15 protein-coding genes and 1 pseudogene are annotated in these 19,553 nt (G+C 59.8%); 9 read left to right on the top strand and 7 right to left on the bottom strand.

The window, feature by feature from the left end:
- Positions 1-922 (bottom strand): annotated as a pseudogene (locus HMPREF2527_RS08190) (hypothetical protein); the annotation flags it as partial.
- 254 nt (positions 923-1,176) lie between these two features.
- Here HMPREF2527_RS08190 and HMPREF2527_RS08185 point away from each other — a divergent pair.
- The 3 genes from HMPREF2527_RS08185 to HMPREF2527_RS08175 all read left to right on the top strand — a co-directional run bounded on the left by HMPREF2527_RS08185 (position 1,177) and on the right by HMPREF2527_RS08175 (position 3,211).
- The gene (locus HMPREF2527_RS08185) at positions 1,177-1,710 is read left to right on the top strand and encodes an NUDIX hydrolase (RefSeq protein WP_210390386.1); all 534 of its coding nucleotides are present in this window, start codon (positions 1,177-1,179) and stop codon (positions 1,708-1,710) included.
- 151 nt (positions 1,711-1,861) lie between these two features.
- On the top strand, positions 1,862-2,464 hold the full coding sequence (locus tag HMPREF2527_RS08180) for an LOG family protein (protein ID WP_070507660.1): 603 nt from the start codon (positions 1,862-1,864) through the stop codon (positions 2,462-2,464).
- Between the two features lie 42 nt (positions 2,465-2,506).
- Complete coding sequence (locus HMPREF2527_RS08175) at positions 2,507-3,211, top strand: pyroglutamyl-peptidase I (protein ID WP_070507657.1); 705 nt, start codon at positions 2,507-2,509, stop codon at positions 3,209-3,211.
- A 128-nt stretch (positions 3,212-3,339) separates the two neighbouring features.
- On the opposite strand, the gene pgi is transcribed toward HMPREF2527_RS08175, so the two are convergent.
- Positions 3,340-5,016 carry a glucose-6-phosphate isomerase gene (pgi, locus tag HMPREF2527_RS08170; RefSeq protein ID WP_070507655.1) on the bottom strand — a complete coding sequence of 559 codons (1,677 nt, stop codon included), beginning with the start codon at positions 5,014-5,016 and terminating at the stop codon, positions 3,340-3,342.
- 395 nt (positions 5,017-5,411) lie between these two features.
- Between pgi and HMPREF2527_RS08165 the strand changes: the two genes are divergently transcribed.
- The 6 genes from HMPREF2527_RS08165 (at position 5,412) to dapC (ending at position 14,704) form a co-directional block, all read left to right on the top strand.
- The gene (locus HMPREF2527_RS08165) at positions 5,412-7,583 is read left to right on the top strand and encodes an acyltransferase family protein (RefSeq protein WP_070507653.1); all 2,172 of its coding nucleotides are present in this window, start codon (positions 5,412-5,414) and stop codon (positions 7,581-7,583) included.
- A gap of 219 nt (positions 7,584-7,802) precedes the next feature.
- Positions 7,803-8,735, top strand: a complete 933-nt coding sequence (locus tag HMPREF2527_RS08160) for an NAD(+) diphosphatase (RefSeq protein WP_070507651.1) — start codon at positions 7,803-7,805, stop codon at positions 8,733-8,735.
- A 210-nt stretch (positions 8,736-8,945) separates the two neighbouring features.
- Positions 8,946-10,859 (top strand): translational GTPase TypA, encoded by a 1,914-nt coding sequence (gene typA / locus HMPREF2527_RS08155; protein WP_049347061.1) that lies wholly within the window; start codon positions 8,946-8,948, stop codon positions 10,857-10,859.
- 341 nt (positions 10,860-11,200) lie between these two features.
- Positions 11,201-12,550 carry a PIG-L family deacetylase gene (locus HMPREF2527_RS08150; RefSeq protein ID WP_049347063.1) on the top strand — a complete coding sequence of 450 codons (1,350 nt, stop codon included), beginning with the start codon at positions 11,201-11,203 and terminating at the stop codon, positions 12,548-12,550.
- A gap of 498 nt (positions 12,551-13,048) precedes the next feature.
- Positions 13,049-13,369: a ferredoxin gene (gene fdxA / locus HMPREF2527_RS08145; RefSeq protein ID WP_005505213.1), complete on the top strand. Its 321-nt coding sequence runs from the start codon at positions 13,049-13,051 to the stop codon at positions 13,367-13,369.
- A 195-nt stretch (positions 13,370-13,564) separates the two neighbouring features.
- On the top strand, positions 13,565-14,704 hold the full coding sequence (dapC, locus tag HMPREF2527_RS08140) for a succinyldiaminopimelate transaminase (RefSeq protein WP_070507649.1): 1,140 nt from the start codon (positions 13,565-13,567) through the stop codon (positions 14,702-14,704).
- Between the two features lie 119 nt (positions 14,705-14,823).
- On the opposite strand, the gene HMPREF2527_RS08135 is transcribed toward dapC, so the two are convergent.
- From HMPREF2527_RS08135 to galE, 5 genes are all read right to left on the bottom strand, one after another.
- A complete protein-coding gene (locus HMPREF2527_RS08135; protein ID WP_005508486.1) occupies positions 14,824-15,762 on the bottom strand; it encodes an amino acid ABC transporter permease in 939 nt (312 codons plus the stop codon).
- The gene (locus HMPREF2527_RS08130) at positions 15,759-16,442 is read right to left on the bottom strand and encodes an amino acid ABC transporter permease (protein ID WP_060824495.1); all 684 of its coding nucleotides are present in this window, start codon (positions 16,440-16,442) and stop codon (positions 15,759-15,761) included. The genes HMPREF2527_RS08135 and HMPREF2527_RS08130 overlap by 4 nt, the downstream gene beginning before the upstream one ends.
- Positions 16,443-16,462: 20 nt before the next feature.
- Positions 16,463-17,293, bottom strand: coding sequence for a glutamate ABC transporter substrate-binding protein (locus HMPREF2527_RS08125; RefSeq protein ID WP_005508488.1), 831 nt, complete (start codon positions 17,291-17,293; stop codon positions 16,463-16,465).
- A 15-nt stretch (positions 17,294-17,308) separates the two neighbouring features.
- Complete coding sequence (locus tag HMPREF2527_RS08120; RefSeq protein WP_049337287.1) at positions 17,309-18,073, bottom strand: amino acid ABC transporter ATP-binding protein; 765 nt, start codon at positions 18,071-18,073, stop codon at positions 17,309-17,311.
- Between the two features lie 375 nt (positions 18,074-18,448).
- Positions 18,449-19,462: a UDP-glucose 4-epimerase GalE gene (galE, locus tag HMPREF2527_RS08115; RefSeq protein ID WP_049341848.1), complete on the bottom strand. Its 1,014-nt coding sequence runs from the start codon at positions 19,460-19,462 to the stop codon at positions 18,449-18,451.
- Positions 19,463-19,553 lie beyond the last annotated feature (91 nt).

Raw genomic sequence — 19,553 nt, 5'->3', positions numbered from 1 at the left:
GTGCGTCGGTCGGGTTCACACCGATAGTTGCCTCAGGCAGAGGAGCCACCGTCGGAGCATAGGTCGGAACCGCAGAAACCACGGGCTCCTGCGCGAAAAGCTCAAGAGGCTTCTGAGCATCAAACGAACCGTACTCAGCACCCTCAACTCCGGCAGCCATGGTGCCCGCAATGTACTTGTGAGAGGTATTCAGCGTCGCCGCAACATCCGCCGGGACCTTCACCTCCGTCTCAAAAGCACCGTTGTGAATCTGCGAAGCAGGTACGGTCACCTCAGCCACGAAACGCATACCCTGCTGAGGAAAACGGCCGGGAACCCACACATTCGTATCAGACACCACCACGCGCACACCGTGCGGGGTCGCCTCACCGGTGTAGCCGGTACCGCGCACCTTCAACACAGTCTCACCCTTGGTGTTCAGACGCGGCGAATCCACGTGCAGAACCGGTGCGGCGCTATCCTTCACAACGTCCATGCGCAGAACCTGACCGCCACCGTAACCATCAACGATGATATTAGCGACGAAGCTGTAGTTCTTCGCCGGGTCAATCAGGCTACCGGGAACGTAATGGGTCGCAGTCGCCGTGCCATCCTTGAATGGGCCCTCAACGCGCACCGTCTGAATCGGGTTCAGAAACGGGAAACCCCTATGGTTTGCCTCGTGCAATGCCGGGGCAAAAGCGGTAGTTTTCGCGGGCAGTTTCGACGCCTTGAACGTAATCTTGTTCAGACGCAGGGCAGTCTTCAGCTGACGGGTATTGGTCTCAACCTTGTAGTTGTAGACCGTAATAACCGGCGGGTTATCCGGATTCGGGGTATTAGCCGCTGCAACAGAAGGCAGAGCGCCCAGGCTCAAGGATGCGGCAAGAAGAACAGAAGCGCCGGCGCTACCGTAGCGGCGGGCACGAGAAGAGTTAGCCATCATGAAGTTCCTTCTACATGGGTGATTGAGTGATCCGCACTCTTCCTGTATCGCGCCAAGTCGAGTGCGTATACGGTACCGCGACATCGCGGTTAATTACACCGTAACACGCGCCTAAACACATGAACCGGACATAACATAACTCGCCGAAATATTACGTAAAACCAACGCCTACAGGGCGCACAATAGGGCGGAATAATAAGACAAATACGCACTGCGCCGGGTGGAGGATACGGAAATGCTAGGGTAGAAAGATGCCCACGCAGAAGAACCCGCAGAACCGAGTAGAAGCAACCCCGCCCGCCCCGCCCGCTGAACCCAGCGCTACTGAGCACAGCGCCATCGACAGCGCGCACCGCGTCGTGAACGTGTGCGCTGTAGCAATCCGCAACCGGGACGGACTCGTACTCACCGTGCGCAAGCAGGGCAGCGACGGGTTCATGATGCCCGGCGGCAAACCCGAACCGGGGGAGACCCCGCTACAGACCGCCTGCCGCGAAGTGAACGAAGAAATCGGGCTCACCCCCGACCCCGCCCGGATGCACCACCTCGGACTCCTGGAAGCGGCGGCACTGAACGAGGCAGGCTTTACGGTACGCGCCGAAACCTACGAATACGCACCCACCGACGAACAACACGAGCAGCTGGCTTCGCTGGTGCCGCAGGCCGAAATCGCTGAGCTGCGCTGGGTCAACCCCGCCATGAGTAGCCCCTTCGATTCTGCATCGCAGGCACCGCTGAATACCGAGCAGATCTTCCCGCTGCTGGCACGCACCCCGCTACCGTAACCACCGCGCCCAACGCGCCCCTGAACCGGCGAGCGGCACACATGAGGTACACAGGTGCATCCGGTACCCTCAACACAGCAACATTTATCGCGGGTAGAACGCATAGAGGCGCTCCACCCCGGAACCCCCCCCATACACCCCAAGGAGAACCATGAAGAAGACTGACTACAACCTCGCCGTCTACTGCGGGGCACGCTCCGGCAACGACCCGCTCTTCACCACCCGCGCCCAGGAGCTCGGCACCCTCTGCGCCCAGAACAATATTGGCGTGGTGTACGGAGGTGGCCGCACCGGCCTCATGGGCACCGTCGCGGGCGCAACCCTGGACGCCGGCGGCGTGGTCTACGGCGTGGTCACCCACAAGCTGGTCGGCCTGGAGGGCGTGTACCCCGGCCAGACCACCCTCGACATTGTGGACACTATGCACCAGCGCAAAATCGCCATGATTGAGAAGGCTGACGCGTTCGTCGCCATGCCCGGCGGCCCCGGCACCCTCGAAGAGTTCTTTGAAGTTTTCAGCTGGCAGTTCCTCGATATTCACTCCAAGCCGGTCGCGCTGCTGAACGTCAACGGCTACTGGGACAAGCTCATCGACGCGATGCACTACATGGCGTCCACCGGCCTGCTTAACGAACGCTACCTGGACGAGCTCATCATCGCCACCACCCCCGAAGAGCTGCTGGAGGTGCTCGCCAAGGATCTGGAACGCCGCGCCTCCGAAAAGAACGCTGCTGCAAAGAACACTGCTGAATAAAGCCAACACTGCATAAAACCAACGCAGGAAACGAGATTGACTATGGCAACCACCCCCAACCAGGCACGCACCCTGCTGCTGACCTTCTTCGGCCCGTTCCCCGGCGTGCCCGTGAACCCCACCGTAGCGCTCGCCGAAGGCGCTCAGCGTCTGCTGACCCGGATGCGCCCGGATTTGAACGTCATCACCCGCGAGCTGCCCGTCAGCTACGACGGTTCCAGCACCGCCCTGCGCACTGCCCTGCAGGATGTGCAGCCCGATGCGCTCATCAGCCTGGGCGTGGCGGTCGGCCGCGACGTGGTCAGCCTCGAACAGGTCGCTATCAACCTGGACTCCGCCGGTATTGAAGATAACGACGGCGACCAGCGCTGCGATGAGCCGATCGCTCCGGGCGGTCAGGAGGCGTACTTCTCCTCCCTGCCGGTGCGCGCCAGCTTTGAGCGTCTGCGTGCGGCGGGGGAGCCGGTCGAGATCTCGTACACCGCCGGAACCTACGTGTGCAACCACGTGTTCTACGAGGGCCAGCGCATCAGCCGTGAACTGGGCCTGAGCATCCCCGCCGGATTCGTGCACGTGCCCGCAACCTGCGCCGACGGCGAAGAGGCCACCGAAGACACCGGCATGACCGCCCACCGTGACGCCGGTGGCGTGGTGCGTGACGAGCAGGGCATCCCGCAGCTGCCCGAATCCACCGTGGTGCGCATTATCGCTGAGGTTGCCTCCGACACCCTGCCCGCCGTGAACTAGCAGCACGGTATAGAGCTAAAACCCGTATAACAAAACCGCCGGATAGCCTCCCTAGCTGGGAGCCTATCCGGCGGTTTGTGCATCCTATACCCGCGGGCCATAAAACCCTCGGGGCTATGTTTGAGCTACTACTTGGTGCGGTTCTTCAGGTAGTAATCAATCAGCGAAGCGGTCGAAGAATCCTGACGAGCCAGAACCTCGCGGTCACCCTCAATAGCGGGAACCAGGTCCAGCGCCAGCTTCTTACCGAGCTCAACACCCCACTGGTCGAAGGAGTCAATACCCCAAACAACACCCTGAACGAAGGTGATGTGCTCGTACAGGGCAATCAGGGAGCCCAGAACGCGCGGGGTCAGGCGCGGCGCCATGATGGAGGTGGAGGGGCGGTTACCGCTGAAGATACGTGCGTTGACCACGTGCTCTGCGGTGCCCTCTGCACGAACCTCTTCCTCGGTCTTGCCGAAAGCAAGAGCCTGGGACTGTGCGAAGAAGTTAGCCAGGAACAGCTCGTGAACGTCCTGCTCGCCGTCCTTGGTCGGGTGGACCGGGTTAGCGAATGCCAGGAAGTCCGCGGGAATCAGGCGGGTACCCTGGTGAATCAGCTGGTAGAAAGCGTGCTGGCCGTTGGTGCCGGGCTCGCCCCAGAACACTTCACCGGTTGCGTAGTTGACGAAGGAGCCGTCCGCGCGAACGGACTTGCCGTTGGACTCCATGGTCAGCTGCTGCAGGTATGCGGGGAAGCGGTGCAGGTACTGGTCGTAGGGCAGAACCGCGTGGGTCTCAGCACCGAGGAAGTTCACGTTCCAGATGTTCAGCAGACCCATCAGAACGGGTACGTTCTGAGCCAGGGGAGCGGTGCGGAAGTGCTCATCCATCGCGTGGAAGCCGGCGAGGAATTCAGCGAAAACCTTCGGACCGAAAACGATAGCCAAGGAGGTACCGATCGCGGAGTCTACAGAGTAGCGGCCGCCAACCCAATCCCAGAAGCCGAAAGCGTTCTCGGGGTCAATGCCGAATGCTGCAACCTTATCCAGTGCGGTGGAGACAGCCACGAAGTGCTTAGCCACAGCCTCGGATGCTTCCTTACCTTCCAGAGCGCCAGCCTCAGCCAGTGCGGACAGCAGCCACTCGCGGGCCACGCGCGCGTTGGTGAGGGTTTCGAGGGTGCCGAAAGTCTTGGAGGCGACGATGAACAGGGTGGTCTCGGGGTCCAGGCCGGAGACCTTCTCAGCCACGTCGGTCGGGTCAATGTTGGAGATGAAGCGTGCGGTGATGCCTGCATCAGCGTAGGGCTTGAGAGCCTCGTACACCATGACCGGGCCCAGGTCGGAGCCGCCGATACCGATGTTCACAACGGTCTCGATGCGCTTGCCGGTGATGCCGGTCCACTCGCCGTTGCGCACGCGCTCAGCGAATGCGTAGATCTTCTTCAGCACGGCGTGAACGTCTGCGTCTACGTCCTGACCGTCAACGGTCAGTGCCGGGGTGTAACCCTCGGGGCGGCGCAGCGCGGTGTGCAGTACTGCGCGGTCCTCGGTGACGTTAATGTGCTCGCCGGAGAACATCGCCTCGCGAGCCTGCTCCAGCTTGACCTCTTCAGCGAGCTTGACCAGCAGCTCAACGGTTTCGGAGGTAATCAGGTTCTTGGACAGGTCGACGTGCAGTTCGTCGGCGGTGAAGCTGAGCTTCTGCGCACGTTCCGGGTCAGCGGCAAACCATTCGCGCAGGTTCGGAGTGAGGGACTTGTGGTGAGCGGACAGAGCAGACCACGCGGAGGTGGTCGTGGGGTCAATAGAAGTAGTCATGTTTCCATTCTCTTATTTTCGGGGGTCTCTGTCACCTCTTTCGAAGGTGATATGGAACGATACGGCGAAAAAATCGAAACCTGGCACTGCTGTGAGCGGCACAGAAAAGAAGTGAGCAATTCGAAGAAATCGAAGATGGTGACATGCCTTGTCGGGTGTGTATCCACCGGCAGAGGGAATGAGCCGCAGAGGGACTGGGAGAAAGCCCACAATCTTTGAAGTTTCACTTTAAAGAACATTAGACTATATAGTTCAAAGAATCTTAGACCAGGGCTCAAAGTATCTGGGGTCATGAAACACCCCAAGAAATATCCACTAGATGCTCATATACAGCGTTCTACCCGGTACGACTTTTGGGGTAGAGGCTAAGCCTTTAACACTCAGGACAACCAAACATGGCATTTAATCTTTTCAAGGGGATTCGTGTGTCCAAAACCGACCAGAATCCTCCCTACGAATCTTTCCTGGAAAGTCGCGGCTTCCGCCCTGAAATCCAGGGTCTTCGTGCGTTCGCAGTACTGCTTGTCGTGATCTACCATGTGTGGGTGGGTAAGGTGTCCGGCGGAGTGGATGTCTTTCTCTTCATTTCCGCATTCCTGCTTTCGCTTTCCTTCATGCGGAAAATCAATGAGGGTAAGCCCCTCAAGCTCCTGAACTACTGGACCCACGTGTTCACCCGTCTGCTGCCCGCAGCGTCGGTCGTGATTCTGCTGACCCTCGCCGGTAGCTTCCTGGTGCTCTCGCCGACCATCTGGAGCGCACGTGCCGTGGACGCGCAGGCGTCCCTGTTCTACTGGCAGAACTGGAACCTGGCGAATAACTCGGTGAATTACTTTGCCTCTAACACCGGCGGCAAGTCGCCCTTCCTGCACTTCTGGTCCCTGTCCATTCAGGGTCAGATCTTCCTGCTGTGGCCGGTGCTCTTCGCAATCGCCGCTCTGCTGGTGAAGAAGACTCGTATCAAGCCGGTACCCGCTGCCGTGCTGGTCTTCGGCCTAGTCTTCTGCGCATCCTTCGCGTTCTCCGTCTGGGAGACCAAGAACTTCGCGGCATACGCCTACTTTGACACCCGCACCCGCCTCTGGGAGTTCGCGGTCGGTACCCTGCTCGCCATCATGACCCTCAAGTGGAAGCCCGCGCACATGGGCACCCGCGTGGCCATGGGCTGGATCGGTATCATCGGTCTGATTACCTGCGGTGCCGTGCTGCCCGTGGAGAAGGCATTCCCCGGCTTCCTGGCGCTGTGGCCGATTCTCTCCGGCGCGCTGGTCATTATTGCCGGCCGCACCGACCACAAGTTCGCAATTGACCGCCTGCTGGTGTCCAAGCCGCTGCTGAACCTGGGCAACATTTCCTACGCCCTGTACCTGGTGCACTGGCCCATGCTCGTGCTGTACAGCGCCGCCGTGGGTAAGCCGCGCGTCTCCTTCCTCGAAGGCACCGTACTGATTGCTGCATCGATTGGCCTGGCGTGGGTTCTGAACCGCTTCGTGGAGAAGCCCCTGCGCTCGGCATCCGATAACTTCCTACCGGCACTCGCCTCCAAGCTGAAGTTCAAGCGCCCCGTGACCTCCTACGCAGCGTGGGCTGGCAATATTGCGTTCGTCGCAGCAATTCTTGCCCTGGTCGCACCGACCGTGCTCGGTACCCGCGCACTGGCTGAGCAGCGTGACGCGCAGGTCATCAGCAATGCGATGGCTAGCGTCCAGAATGATGTCGACACCTACCCCGGTGCGCGTGCGCTCTCACCCGATAAGGAACTCGTTGAGGCTAATCCCATTCCGAAGAACGCTACTATTGCTAGTCTATTCGTCCCCTGGGATACCGGCTGTAAGGGCTCTTATGTTCTGATTAATGAACAATTGGACATTAGCTGCGGCTATACGAAGAACGCTTCCGATGATGCGCCTCTCTTCGCCGTGGTGGGCAGCTCTCATGCCCTGCAGAAGACAGAAGCTCTGAAAGGCATTTCTAAGCAGGTGGGTGCTAATCAGCTGAACCTGTTGCTAACCGGCTGCCCCTATCCTTTCACCCAGCCTGCGAATACGGTGAATGGGTTCATGAAGCGTTGCATCCCGTTCAGTGAGAATGCGACCGCTGAAATTCTGGCGGCCAAGCCCTCTACTGTATTTATTATTTCGACCACCACAGCAGCAACCGCTGAGGGCGAAACCGTAGACCCCGGTCTAGACGAGACTTTGCGCAAGCTAACCGACGCAGGTATTCAGGTTATTGGTATTCGCGATAACCCGCGTTTCGCCTCTGACATGTACATGTGTGCTATGAAAGCGAAGAATATCGATGACTGCTCTGAACCGGTGGAAGCAAAGTACGGTGATGATCCTGCCGCCCCGATTTTCGCCAAGTACGCTGATCGTGGCGCCTACCAGATCGATCTGAAGGATGTGTACTGCCCCGACGGCAAGTGCTCCGTGATTCAGGGCAACGTCTACATGTACGCTGACTCGAACCACCTGACGAATGTCTATGAGGCAACCCTGACCGATATTATCTACGAGCGTGCCCTTGCCGCTGGTTGGGACCCGAAGGGAACCACCGCAAAGTAACGCACCTGATAAGATTGTGAAGAGTGCAGTGCCCCCTTCCGTTGCGTGCGGGAGGGGGCTTTGCTGTGCTTTGTCGGCTTTTCTACACCTCGTGGACTGTTGGGTAACGAGGGTAGTTTAGTTGGGAGGGGAGTCGGCTTTTGGTTTTGCCAGGCAAACGGTTGCCACGCGCGCGGGCTGTTTGAACGGAATGGAGGTGAGCGGAGTAGAGTAAAACCTATGACTTCTTCATCTGAACACACTCCCGCTGATACTCATACACCGCGCTACCTGCTCCTTTCTCGCGAAGGGGAAACCCTTCTCAACGCTGACGGAACCGTGCACTACCTGACCGGTAACGATGCTGCCGAGCCGCTGCCTGAGGAAGCTATCCTGGCGCGCAGCATAATCCGCCCCGCCGCCTACGGTGCTGACGCCCAGAAGAATAGTGGTGCGGAGGTGCACGTGCTCTACTGTGAGGATGAAACCCTCGCGCAGATCGCCGCTGACCTGAATAATCCTCGGGTGCGCGCCTCCAGCAGTGGCTTCTGGTACTACCCGGTCCACGAGGACCCGGAAGGCCGCGCCCACTACGCAACCGCCCTTGCACGCCGCGACTACCTCATCGACATGAGCTACTCCGCCTACAGCGGCGAAGAGGCGCCCCTCGGCTCCAAGGGAATCCGCCGCACCGCCTCGGGCGAAATGGTGTTCCCCCGTATCGAACCCGCCGTCATGGCGCTGGTGACCAGCCGTGACGGCGAGCGCGTACTGCTGGCAAACAACCGCCAGTGGCACCCCAACCGTTTTGCGCTCATCGCCGGATTCGTTGACCCCGGCGAAAACCTCGAAGAGGCAATCGCCCGCGAAGTCTACGAAGAAACCGGCCTGCACGCCCTCAGCACCGAGTACCGTATGAGCGATGTGTGGCCTTTCCCGCGTTCGCTCATGATTTGCTACCGGGTGCGCGTGGATGAGAACGAAACCATCATCCACCACGACGGTGAGATTCGTGCCGCACGCTGGTTCACCGCCGCTGAGCTGCGTGAGGCGATTGCTATTTCGGAGGAACGTGGCAACAGTGACGAGGATGACCCCGCCAAGCTGGAGCTGCCCGGCACGAACGCCGTCGCTCGCCGCATGATTGATGAGTGGCTCGCAGAAAAGCCCTAGTGATACACTGGTAGCTAAGCCCAACGGAGGGGGGTCCGTTTTGGCGTGCCCGGAAACGTTCTCATCGCAGAGCGGGTCCATCGGCAAACACCCAAACCGGCAACGACCACCAGATACCTATCTGTGGGTACTGCCCTGTGACCCCCTGCGCTGTCTAGAGCGCACCCGTTGGCAAGACTATCCCCTAGATTTAAGCGAGAAACTTAACGCATGTCTGAAAACACCGCTTCGCGCCCCGACCTTCGCAATGTGGCTATCGTGGCACACGTTGACCACGGCAAGACCACCATCGTCGACGCGATGCTGCAGCAGACCCACGCCTTCTCTGCCCACGCAGATGTTGAAGACCGAGTCATGGACTCCGGCGACCTCGAAAAGGAAAAGGGCATCACCATTCTGGCGAAGAACACCACCGTGTTCTACAACGGCCCTTCCGCCAACGGTGAGACCATCACCATTAACGTTATTGACACCCCCGGCCACGCCGACTTCGGTGGCGAGGTGGAGCGCGGCCTGTCCATGGTTGACGGCGTTGTGCTGCTCGTGGACGCATCCGAAGGTCCGCTGCCCCAGACCCGCTTCGTGCTGCGTAAGGCACTGGCTGCTAAGCTGCCCGTGATCCTCGTGGTGAACAAGGTGGACCGTCCCGACTCCCGTATCGACGAGGTCGTTGGCGAGTCCATGGACCTGCTGCTCGGCCTGGCATCTGACCTGGCGGACGAGGTTCCTGACCTGGACCTGGACGCTGTGCTGAACGTTCCGGTGGTGTACGCATCCGGTAAGGCTGGCGCTGCATCCCTGAACCAGCCCGCAGACGGCCAGCTGCCCGACAACGACGACCTTGAGCCGCTGTTCAAGACCATCATCGAGCACGTGCCCGCCCCCACCTACGATCCCAACGAGGTTCTGCAGGCACACGTGACCAACCTGGACTCCTCCCCGTTCCTGGGTCGTCTGGCACTGGTCCGTATCTTCAACGGCACCCTGAAGAAGGGTCAGACCGTTGCGTGGGCACGTCACGACGGTGAAATCAAGAACGTCCGCATCTCCGAGCTGCTGGCGACTAAGGCTCTCGAGCGCGTTCCCGCAGAGTCCGCTGGTCCCGGCGAGATTGTCGCAGTGGCTGGTATCGAGGACATCACCATTGGTGAAACCCTCACCGACGCTGAGAACCCCAAGCCCCTGCCGCTGATTAAGGTGGACGATCCCGCGATCTCCATGACCATCGGTATTAACACCTCCCCGCTGGCTGGCCGAGTCAAGGGCGCAAAGGTCACCGCACGTCAGGTGAAGGACCGCCTGGACCGCGAGCTGATTGGTAACGTGTCCATCAAGGTTCTGCCCACCCAGCGTCCGGACGCGTGGGAAGTTCAGGGTCGTGGCGAGCTCGCCCTGGCTATCCTCGTGGAGCAGATGCGCCGCGAAGGCTTCGAGCTGACCGTGGGTAAGCCCCAGGTGGTTACCAAGACCATCGACGGCAAGGTCTACGAGCCCATGGAGCACATGATCATTGACGTGCCCGAGGAGTACCTGGGCGCTGTCACCCAGCTGATGGCTGCACGTAAGGGCCGCATGGAGAACATGGCGAACCACGGTACCGGTTGGGTCCGTATGGAGTTCGCTGTTCCCGCACGTGGTCTGATTGGTTTCCGTACCCAGTTCCTGACTGAGACCCGCGGTGCCGGTATTTCTTCCTCCTACTCGATTGAGCACGAGCCGTGGGCTGGCGACATTGAGTACCGCACCAACGGTTCGCTGATTGCTGACCGTGCCGGCGTGGTGACCCCCTACGCGATGATCAACCTGCAGGAGCGTGGCACCTTCTTCGTGGAGCCCACCTCCGAGGTGTACGAGGGCATGATCGTTGGTATGAACTCCCGTGCAGACGACATGGAAGTTAACATCACCAAGGAAAAGAAGCTGACCAACATGCGTTCTTCGACCGCGGACAACTTCGAAAACCTGACCCCGCCGAAGAAGCTGACCCTGGAAGAGTGCCTGGAGTTCGCTCGTGAAGACGAGTGCGTTGAGGTGACCCCCGAGGCGATTCGTATCCGCAAGGTTATCCTGGATTCCAACGAGCGTGTCCGCGAGTTCCGCCGCCGCGCCCGTGCGAACGACTAATACTGCCGAAGTTACTTCCTAGTGGTTGTAACTGTCGCATAGAGCCGCCGCTACCTTCTGTATGGAAGGTGGCGGCGGTTCTGTTTAACCCTCGAACGCCTTCGGAAAATATCGGCGGGGGAGAGGTATGGGGGCGGAATTGTGCTTCTGCGCGCTGCCTAAAACCGCCTCCGAAAAGCCCGAACACCCCGCGCTGTGCATGCGAGTGTGTAAGATAAAATAATGCGCCTGCACGGTGGTGGCACCCGTCAGCTACTCAACGTCTGCTACTCAACGATGTAAATTGCCGGCGCGCTTTGACCGTCTAAGAAACCCAACCCTGCGTATGAGAGGGAAAGCCTGTGTCTGAAACCGAGAACACTCAGCCTGATTCTGCGACCCCTAGCTATCCCACGCAGGGTGAGCGCATCGCCCCCGGATCGCGCCGTGACCTGCTGCCGAATAACTACGATGCGAAGAAGGCACGCATCCTGTTTGTGCATGCACACCCGGACGACGAAACCTCCTCGACCGGCGCAACCATGGCGTACTATGCGCAGAAGGGCGCGGAGGTGTACCTGCTGACCGCTACCCGCGGTGAACTAGGTGAGGTCATCCCCGAGGAGCTACACCACCTGGAGGTCGGTAAGCCCGGCTGCCGTGATAATGGTGAGGCGCTGGGTGAGTATCGCACCGGTGAGCTTGCCGGCGCTATTAAGGCACTCGGCGTGAAGAAGCAATTCTTCCTGGGTCAGGAACCCGCCGTCGCTGAGGGCGCGCTGCCCCTGTACCGTGACTCCGGCATGGCGTGGGGCCCGGAGGGTAAGCCCGTCGCCAACCCGGTGGCGGCGGAGGACTCGTTGACCGCGCAGCCGCTGGAACCGCAGGCTCAGGCGCTGGTTGCCGCTATCCGCGCCCTCACCCCGGATGTTCTGGTCACCTACGATTCGGACGGCGGCTACGGCCACCCCGACCACGTGCGCGTGTACGAGATTGTGCACCGTGCCCTGCAGATTCTTGAAGATGACGAGGACCGCCCGATTCTTACCTGGGGTATTGAGGGTGAGTTCGACGCGGCTGATCAGCGCCTGCAGGCTGCTATTTACGGTGACGGCACCGCCAAGCGCAAGGCAATGGAGGCGCACCGCACCCAGATTACGGTGGTGGACGAGAAGACTTTTGAGTACTCGAATAAGGTGCCGCAGAAGATTTCTTCCGTAGAGACTTTCCGTGTGCTCGACGGTGACCCGACGGCGACCGTGCACCCGAAGCCGCAGGAGGCTGGTCTGGTGGCGGGCGTTCTGACCGGCTCGATTCTGGGTATTTTTGCCGGTATTGCCGGGTCGATTTACCACGCTTGGGTCGTTTATGCGGGTGATACCGCCCTGCCCCTCGGCTTGCTGGTGGCGTACCTGACGGTTTTCTTTACCGCCCTGTGGTGCGCCCTGTCGCTGCGCCGCGGCTACGCGGCGGCGGTTGTGGCTGTTGCCGTGTTCGTGACCGTGTACGTGCTCGGATACGGTCGCCCCGATTCGCCGTTTGTTTTGGTGAACCCGGGTCATTCGGCGATTGGCTTCTACGGTGCCCTGTGGTGGTTTGGTGCCCCGGTTGCGGCGATGCTGGGCATGCTCGTGTACACGCGCGCTCGCGTGAAGGACGCGCAGTATTTCTCGCCGCGTGCGGCGCATCAGCGTGCGCGCGCTAAGAAGTAGCCTGAAGGCTATTACTATGTCATAACGTGGGGGAGGGGCGTTCCGGTCTGCCGGGGCGCCCCTCCTGCTGTTTTGGGCGCGGCACAGTTGCTGTCTTCTGCACCCGCCGGACAGAGGCCCGGATAGCGGAAAATAGGGAAGAAAATTTATGCGTTATTCGGTGAATTTAGCGGGGTTGAAATAGCGGCGACCTCATCAAAAAATTCATGTGACGAAGATTTCATTTTTGGCTTAATCTATTTTTAAAAGCCAGCCGACTAGTCGTAATGCAAATAAATACCAGGTCAGCCTAGCCTAAAAAATACCCCCACAAACCCAATGACCCACTGTCTGATACACCACGAAAATACTGTTAAACAGTCAGCGCGCGATAGACTATACACAGACTTCCCCGCCGGGTACCACCTACTCGGCGGTTTACTCTGTAGATTTTGCCCTGCAGCAGACGACCCGCAGACCGGCGGGCACGGGGCGAACAGCTTCTAGAAAGGCACACCAATGACCTACGTAATCGCGCTTCCCTGCGTGGATGTCAAAGACCGCGCATGCGTTGAAGAATGCCCCGTCGACTGCATCTACGAAGGCGAACGCACCCTGTACATCCACCCGGATGAGTGCGTGGACTGCGGCGCCTGCGAGCCCGTCTGCCCCGTAGAAGCAATCTACTACGAAGACGACGTCCCCGAAGAGTGGAGCGAATACGTCAGCGCCAACGCAGACTTCTTCGACGACCTGGGTTCCCCCGGCGGCGCAGCAAAGCTCGGCCCCACCGGCAAGGACGTGCCCTTCATCGCGGCGTTGCCCCCTCGTGGCGAGTAATCCCTGCGGCGAGTAATTACGGTATAACCGCATAGACTGACCGCACCCGCTAACGGGTGCCAAGAGCCTCCATCACAGCACCCGGTGCCCACGCACCGTCTAGGCGCTGGAATGGAGGCTCTTGCTGTAGGCACGCCAGCGCACGGACGCTAGACTAAAATGACGAAAACTATTCCCAAGCAACCAGGTGACACAATGACTTACGGCCTGAACCTGCCCGAATACCCCTGGGAGGCGCTCGCCCCCTACCGCGCAACCGCGGCCGCCCACCCGGACGGCCCGGTGGACCTGTCCATCGGCACCCCGGTTGACCCGACCCCGCAGAACATTCGCGAGGCACTGGCGGCTGCCTCTGACGCTCCCGGCTACCCGACCACCCACGGCACCCCCGCCCTGCGTGAGGCTATTGCTGAGTGGTTTGCGCGCCGCCGCGGCGTGACCGGTCTGAGCCCGGACGCGATCATGCCCACGGTCGGTTCGAAGGAGCTCGTGGCGTGGCTGCCGTTCCTGCTGGGCCTGGGCCCGGGCGATGTGGTCGTGTACCCGCGCGTTGCGTACCCCACCTACGATATGGGTGCCCGCTTCGCCCGCGCCGAGTCTGTGCCCGCCGATAGCTTGGATGAGCTGGACGCTGACACCCGCAGCCGTGTGAAGCTGATTTGGGTGAACTCCCCGGCGAACCCGAACGGCACGGTCCGTACCGTGGAGCAGCTGCGTGAGATTGTGACGCAGGCGCGTGAAATCGGTGCCGTGGTGGCATCCGATGAATGCTATGCGGAGCTTGGCTGGGGTGCTTGGGATGAGGCGCGCGGCGGTCAGCCGGTGCCGTCCATCCTGGATCCGCGTGTGTGCGACGGCGACTTCACCGGCCTGTTCGCGGTGTACTCGCTGTCGAAGCAGTCGAACCTCGCCGGTTACCGTGCCGCGTTCATTGCCGGTGCCCCCGAGCTGATGCCGAACCTGATTAATAGCCGCAAGCACGCCGGCATGATTGTGCCCGCACCCGTGCAGGCTGCGATGATGGTTGCGTTGGCTGATGAGGCGCACGTGGCGGCGCAGAAGGACCTGTACCGTGCCCGCCGCGAGGTGCTGGAGGAGGCGATTACCGCCGCCGGTGGCCGCATTGAGGACTCTGAGGCTGGCCTGTACCTGTGGACCACTTTCGGTGAGTCCACCTGGGATTCCATTGGTCGCCTGGCGGAGCTGGGTATTATTGCTGGCCCCGGCGTGTTCTACGGCGAGGACGGCGAAGGCTACGTGCGTATTGCCCTGACCGCCTCCGATGAGGCGGTGGCGAAGGCTGCTGAGCGTCTGAAGGCATCGGCCGCTAAGTAGCCCCGACGGGTCTAACTAGCCCGCATAGCAGAAAGCCCCCGCACCCTCCCGAAAGGGGAGTGCTGGGGCTTTGCCGTATCTGCTGATAATCGTTGGCTGAGGAGCCCGAACGAGAAGGGTTACTTGCGGTCGCCGGGCAGAACGAACATCTGAACGGTCGGCGGGTTCGGGTTATCCAGAGCGTCCGGAATCAGGTTTCGGGTCACCTTTGCGGAGGTGCGCGACGCCAGCCTGTCCGTAATGCCGGTTGCTACAGCCGTCAGCACGAAGTTCACCGTCACGAAGAGTGCCGCCGCCAGAATCAGGGTCTGCAGCACGTTGCCGTCACCGGAACCGATGCGGCGCGCCGAAGCGAGCAGCTCGGGGTAGGAGATGATGTAACCGAGGGCGGTGTCCTTCAGAATCACAACGAACTGGCTGAGCATTGAGGGCATCATCGCGGTGAACGCCTGCGGAAGCAGGATCCGAATCAGCGTCTGGGTCGGGGTCAGACCAATCGCAAGACCCGCCTCGCCCTGACCGCGAGGAAGTTGCTTCACGCCCGAACGCAGTAGCTCAGCAATCACCGAGCCGTTGTACAGGGTCAGACCAATCACCACGGCGATGAAGGGCAGCTGAGCCGGCGGAAGGCCGCTGTACTTGCCCAAGAACAGCCAGAAGAAGATCATCATGATCAGCACCGGCACGGCGCGGAAGAACTCTACCACCACGGTGCCGAACCAGCGGATAACGCGGTACTGGGAGAGTCGAGCAATACCGAAGACCACACCGAACGCAACCGAGGTAACCACCGAAACCGCTGCCGCCGACAGGGTCGAGGCAAGGCCCGGCAGGTAGTAGGAGCTCCAGGCGCGGGCGGTGAACAGGTCAGTCCACTTTTCTGCCTCCAGCTGCCCCTTCTGACCCATCACGGTCAGCACATACACCGCAAATAGTGCAAAAAGGACTACCGCAGCAATGTTGAAGATGCGGATACGACGCTGCGCGATAGGACCCGGCTCGTCGAAAAGCACCGAAGAAGCGGCGCGGGTGTCATTACTGATAAAAGGGTTTTTCATCGCTTCACCGCCAGCTTACGGGATGACCAGGTGGTCAACGCACCAATGGGAACAACAATGATGACAAAGCCCATCGCAAACATGATGAAGATAGCAAGCACCATGTTCGCGTCGAACTCAATCATGGATTTCATCAGCCCGGAGGCCTCCGCCACCGACGCGACCGAGGCGACAGTGCTGTTCTTCGTCAACGCAATCAGAGTATTGCCGAGCGGGGTAATGGCGCCGCGTAGAGCCTGAGGGAAAATCACCAGGCGGGCGGTGTCGAAGAAACCCAGACCGATAGCGCGTGCCGCCTCAGCCTGACCCTTCGGCACGGTGTTCACACCCGAACGGATCGCCTCGCAGATAAACGCCGAATGGTAAATCGACAGGGCAATGACCGCGTACACGAAGAAGTTCGTGTCGAAATCGTGCGAGAAGGAGAGCTGGAACTGCGTCCACACACCCAAAATGGCGAAAGTCATCATGATGGTGAGCGGAGTATTACGGACAGTATGCACATAGGCGGTGCCCACCCAGCGCAGGGACGGGACGGGGCTGATGCGCATGAGCGCCAGCACGGTACCGAGGACGAACGAGCCAATAGCCGCCCAGAGGGTCAGCTCAATATTGGTCATGAAGGCGCCAACCACATCGTACTTGGACAGGAGGGCGCCGAGTTGGTCAAAGAATGACATTCGTGAACCTCTCTAGAGGCCTAGGCGCAGGAGGTGCCCAGGTGCGGCGGGTTGGTTTCGGTGTTGTAGTGGTAGCCGGTGCCTTCGGTGTACTTGGTGATGAGTTTCTCCCAGGTGCCATCGGCAACCATCTCGTTGATGGCGTTGTTCACGGCTTCGCACTTGTCGGTGCCCTTGGGCAGGCCCACGCCGTAGCGTTCGGTCGTGAAGGGGGAGCCGACCACTTTCAGCTTGCCCTTGTTCGCTTTGGTGGCTGCCAGACCGGCGAGGGTTATGTCGTCGGTGGTGACGGCGTCCACCACGCCGCCGTTGAGGGCGACCACGCAGTCGGAGTAGCTGTTCTGCTTGACTAGGTTCACGTTCTTGGCGAACTTGTCCTGCACCTTCTGGGCGCTGGTGGAGCCGGTCACGGAGCAGAGGTTCTTGCCGTTGAGGTCGTCGGGGCCCTTGATGTCGGTGTTATCGGCACGCACGAGCAGGTCCTGACCAGCGGTGTAGTAGGGGCCGGCGAAGTCCACGGTCTTCTTGCGGCTTTCAGAGATGGAGTAGGTCGCAAAAATCATGTCTACCTGACCAGTGTTGAGCATGTTTTCGCGGTTAGCGGCGGGGGATTCTACGAACTCAATCTGCTCTTCGGAGTAGCCGAGCTTGCCGGCGACGTAGCGTGCCACCTCCACGTCGAAACCGGTGTAGGTGTTGCCGTCCTGGTAACCGAGGCCGGGCTGGTCTACTTTGATGCCGATGCGGATCTTGTGGTCGCTGTCTGCGCTGGAGCATCCGGCGAGGACGCCGGTCAGAGCGAGGGAAGCTGCTGCGGCGAGTGCCGCGAGCCTACGTGAATATTTTTGCATGTCGGTCCCTCCGCTTTAGTGGTTGATGATCTTGGAGAGGAAGTCCTTGGCGCGCTCGCTCTTCGGGTTGGTGAAGAACTCGTCCGGGTGCGCCTCTTCGATGATTTCGCCGTCGGCAAGGAAGACGATGCGGTCTGCCGCCTTGCGGGCAAAACCCATCTCGTGGGTCACCACGATCATGGTCATGCCTTCCCTCGCGAGGGAGACCATAGTGTCGAGCACCTCGTTGACCATTTCGGGGTCGAGCGCGCTGGTGGGTTCGTCGAAGAGCATGACCTTGGGCTTCATGGCGAGTGCACGGGCGATGGCGACGCGCTGCTGCTGACCGCCGGAAAGCTCTGCGGGCATTTTGTGCACCTGGGAATCCACACCAACCTTCGCGAGCAGGTTCATGGCTTCTGCTTCTGCCTCTGACTTGGACATTTTGCGGATTCGGCGGGGTCCAAGGGTTACGTTATCGAGGATGTTCTTGTGCGCGAAGAGGTTGTATGACTGGAAGACCATGCCGACTTCGGCGCGGAGCTTGGCGAGTGCGCGGCCTTCTTCGGGTAGTTCTTGTCCGTCAATGGTGATGGATCCGCTGGTGATAGTTTCGAGGCGGTTGATGGTTCGGCAGAGGGTGGATTTGCCGGAACCGGAGGGGCCGAGGAGGACGACGACCTCACCTTTTCCCACGGAAAGGTTGATGTTCTTCAGAACGTGGTTGGTGCCGTAGTACTTGTTGACGTTGGCGATTTCGATGAGGTTTTTCTGCGCTTCGGGAGCTGCCTGTGCGGACATTTTGAACCCTTTCACGTGAGGTGCGTCTATGATGCGGGTTGTCTGTATGCTGAGTTTTCAGCTTACGCCTCATACGGTTTTCTGTCTGCAAAATATTCACTTTACTGTGTAAGCAATGTGAATTTTTAAGCACGAATGCATAGTTATAGTATTTTTGACGTAAAAATATGGGTAAAAAATACCCCATCTTCACAAAAGGCTCTGACTAGGGAATATATTCTCCCCTTTTTCTACGTACTCACGAGGTGTCAAACGCCTTTGGGGAGGTAGTCACGACTTGGTAAAAATTTCGAAAAAAGCGCAGAAAAGTGCCCGATAGGTGAGATAACACCTATCGGGCACTCTTCAACACCCCTCACAAGGGGCTAAAACAGCTTAGGCTTCGTAACCGTTGGGGTTGTTCTTCTGCCAGTTCCAGTGGTCGCGAACCATGGTCTTAATGTCGCGGCTAGCGCTCCAACCCAGATCCGCCAGAGCAGAGGAAGGATCAGCGTAAGAGACCGCAACGTCACCGGGGCGACGATCCACAATCTTGTACGGCAGCTCCTTACCGCACGCCTCCTCGAACGCGTGCAGAACCTGCAGAACCGAGTAGCCGTTACCGGTACCCAGGTTCCAGGTGTGCAGGCCGCCGTGCTGGGTAATGTAATCCAGCGCCTTCAGGTGGCCGTCAGCCAGGTCAACCACGTGGATGTAGTCGCGCACGCCGGTGCCGTCAACGGTCGGGTAGTCGTTACCGAAGACGTTCAGGTGCTCGCGGCGACCCACAGCAACCTGCGCAATGAAGGGCACCAGGTTGTTCGGGATGCCCGCCGGGTCCTCACCGATACGGCCGGACTCGTGCGCACCAACGGGGTTGAAGTAACGCAGCAGAGCAATGTTCCACTTGGAGTCGGAAGCAGCCAGGTCGACCAGCATGTCCTCAATGTGCTCCTTGGTGCGGCCGTAGCAGGACTGCGCATCCATGTTCATCTTCTCGATCAGAGGCATGGACTCGGGCTCACCGTACACGGTAGCGGAGGAGGAGAACACGATGGAGTGGCAGTCAGCCTCGTCCATTGCGTACAGCAGGTTCAGGGTGCCAGCCACGTTGGTCTGGTAGTACCACAGCGGCTTCTCTGCGGACTCGCCCACAGCCTTCAGGCCCGCAAAGTGAATCACAGCGTCGGGGCGAACCTGCTTGAAGAGAGCCTTCATGCCTTCGAGGTCGAGCAGGTCAACCTTGTGGAACTCGGGGGCGCGGCCAGCGAGTTCAGCGACGCGCTTGAGGGACTCCTCGGAAGAGTTCGCGAGGTTATCCATGACGACGACGTCGTGGCCTGCCTTGAGCAGTTCAAGTACAGTGTGGGAGCCGATGTAGCCGGCGCCGCCGGTAACGAGTACCTTCATGATGTCCTTTCGGGCTTTATATATCCGGAAAAAGTGCTCCGGATGGGGGACAAAAGCTGTTGAGCTGTATCTAATGGTACAGCCGTGCATG

Origin of the sequence: Rothia sp. HMSC071B01, assembly GCF_001808945.1 — a bacterium.
In the GTDB taxonomy this organism is placed as follows: domain Bacteria; phylum Actinomycetota; class Actinomycetes; order Actinomycetales; family Micrococcaceae; genus Rothia.
The sequence above is the reverse complement of the archived record's forward strand: the minus strand, read 5'-3'. Positions and strand labels throughout refer to the sequence as shown.

Bases quoted from the DNA above. Each gene is read 5' to 3' on its own strand.
- typA (WP_049347061.1), top strand. From the start codon at position 8,946: ATGTCTGAAAACACCGCTTCGCGCCCCGACCTTCGCAATGTGGCTATC.
- HMPREF2527_RS08135 (WP_005508486.1), bottom strand. From the start codon at position 15,762: ATGAAAAACCCTTTTATCAGTAATGACACCCGCGCCGCTTCTTCGGTG.
- HMPREF2527_RS08125 (WP_005508488.1), bottom strand. From the start codon at position 17,293: ATGCAAAAATATTCACGTAGGCTCGCGGCACTCGCCGCAGCAGCTTCC.
- HMPREF2527_RS08175 (WP_070507657.1), top strand. From the start codon at position 2,507: ATGGCAACCACCCCCAACCAGGCACGCACCCTGCTGCTGACCTTCTTC.
- HMPREF2527_RS08185 (WP_210390386.1), top strand. From the start codon at position 1,177: ATGCCCACGCAGAAGAACCCGCAGAACCGAGTAGAAGCAACCCCGCCC.
- HMPREF2527_RS08165 (WP_070507653.1), top strand. From the start codon at position 5,412: ATGGCATTTAATCTTTTCAAGGGGATTCGTGTGTCCAAAACCGACCAG.
- dapC (WP_070507649.1), top strand. From the start codon at position 13,565: ATGACTTACGGCCTGAACCTGCCCGAATACCCCTGGGAGGCGCTCGCC.
- galE (WP_049341848.1), bottom strand. From the start codon at position 19,462: ATGAAGGTACTCGTTACCGGCGGCGCCGGCTACATCGGCTCCCACACT.
- HMPREF2527_RS08180 (WP_070507660.1), top strand. From the start codon at position 1,862: ATGAAGAAGACTGACTACAACCTCGCCGTCTACTGCGGGGCACGCTCC.
- fdxA (WP_005505213.1), top strand. From the start codon at position 13,049: ATGACCTACGTAATCGCGCTTCCCTGCGTGGATGTCAAAGACCGCGCA.
- HMPREF2527_RS08160 (WP_070507651.1), top strand. From the start codon at position 7,803: ATGACTTCTTCATCTGAACACACTCCCGCTGATACTCATACACCGCGC.
- pgi (WP_070507655.1), bottom strand. From the start codon at position 5,016: ATGACTACTTCTATTGACCCCACGACCACCTCCGCGTGGTCTGCTCTG.
- HMPREF2527_RS08120 (WP_049337287.1), bottom strand. From the start codon at position 18,073: ATGTCCGCACAGGCAGCTCCCGAAGCGCAGAAAAACCTCATCGAAATC.
- HMPREF2527_RS08130 (WP_060824495.1), bottom strand. From the start codon at position 16,442: ATGTCATTCTTTGACCAACTCGGCGCCCTCCTGTCCAAGTACGATGTG.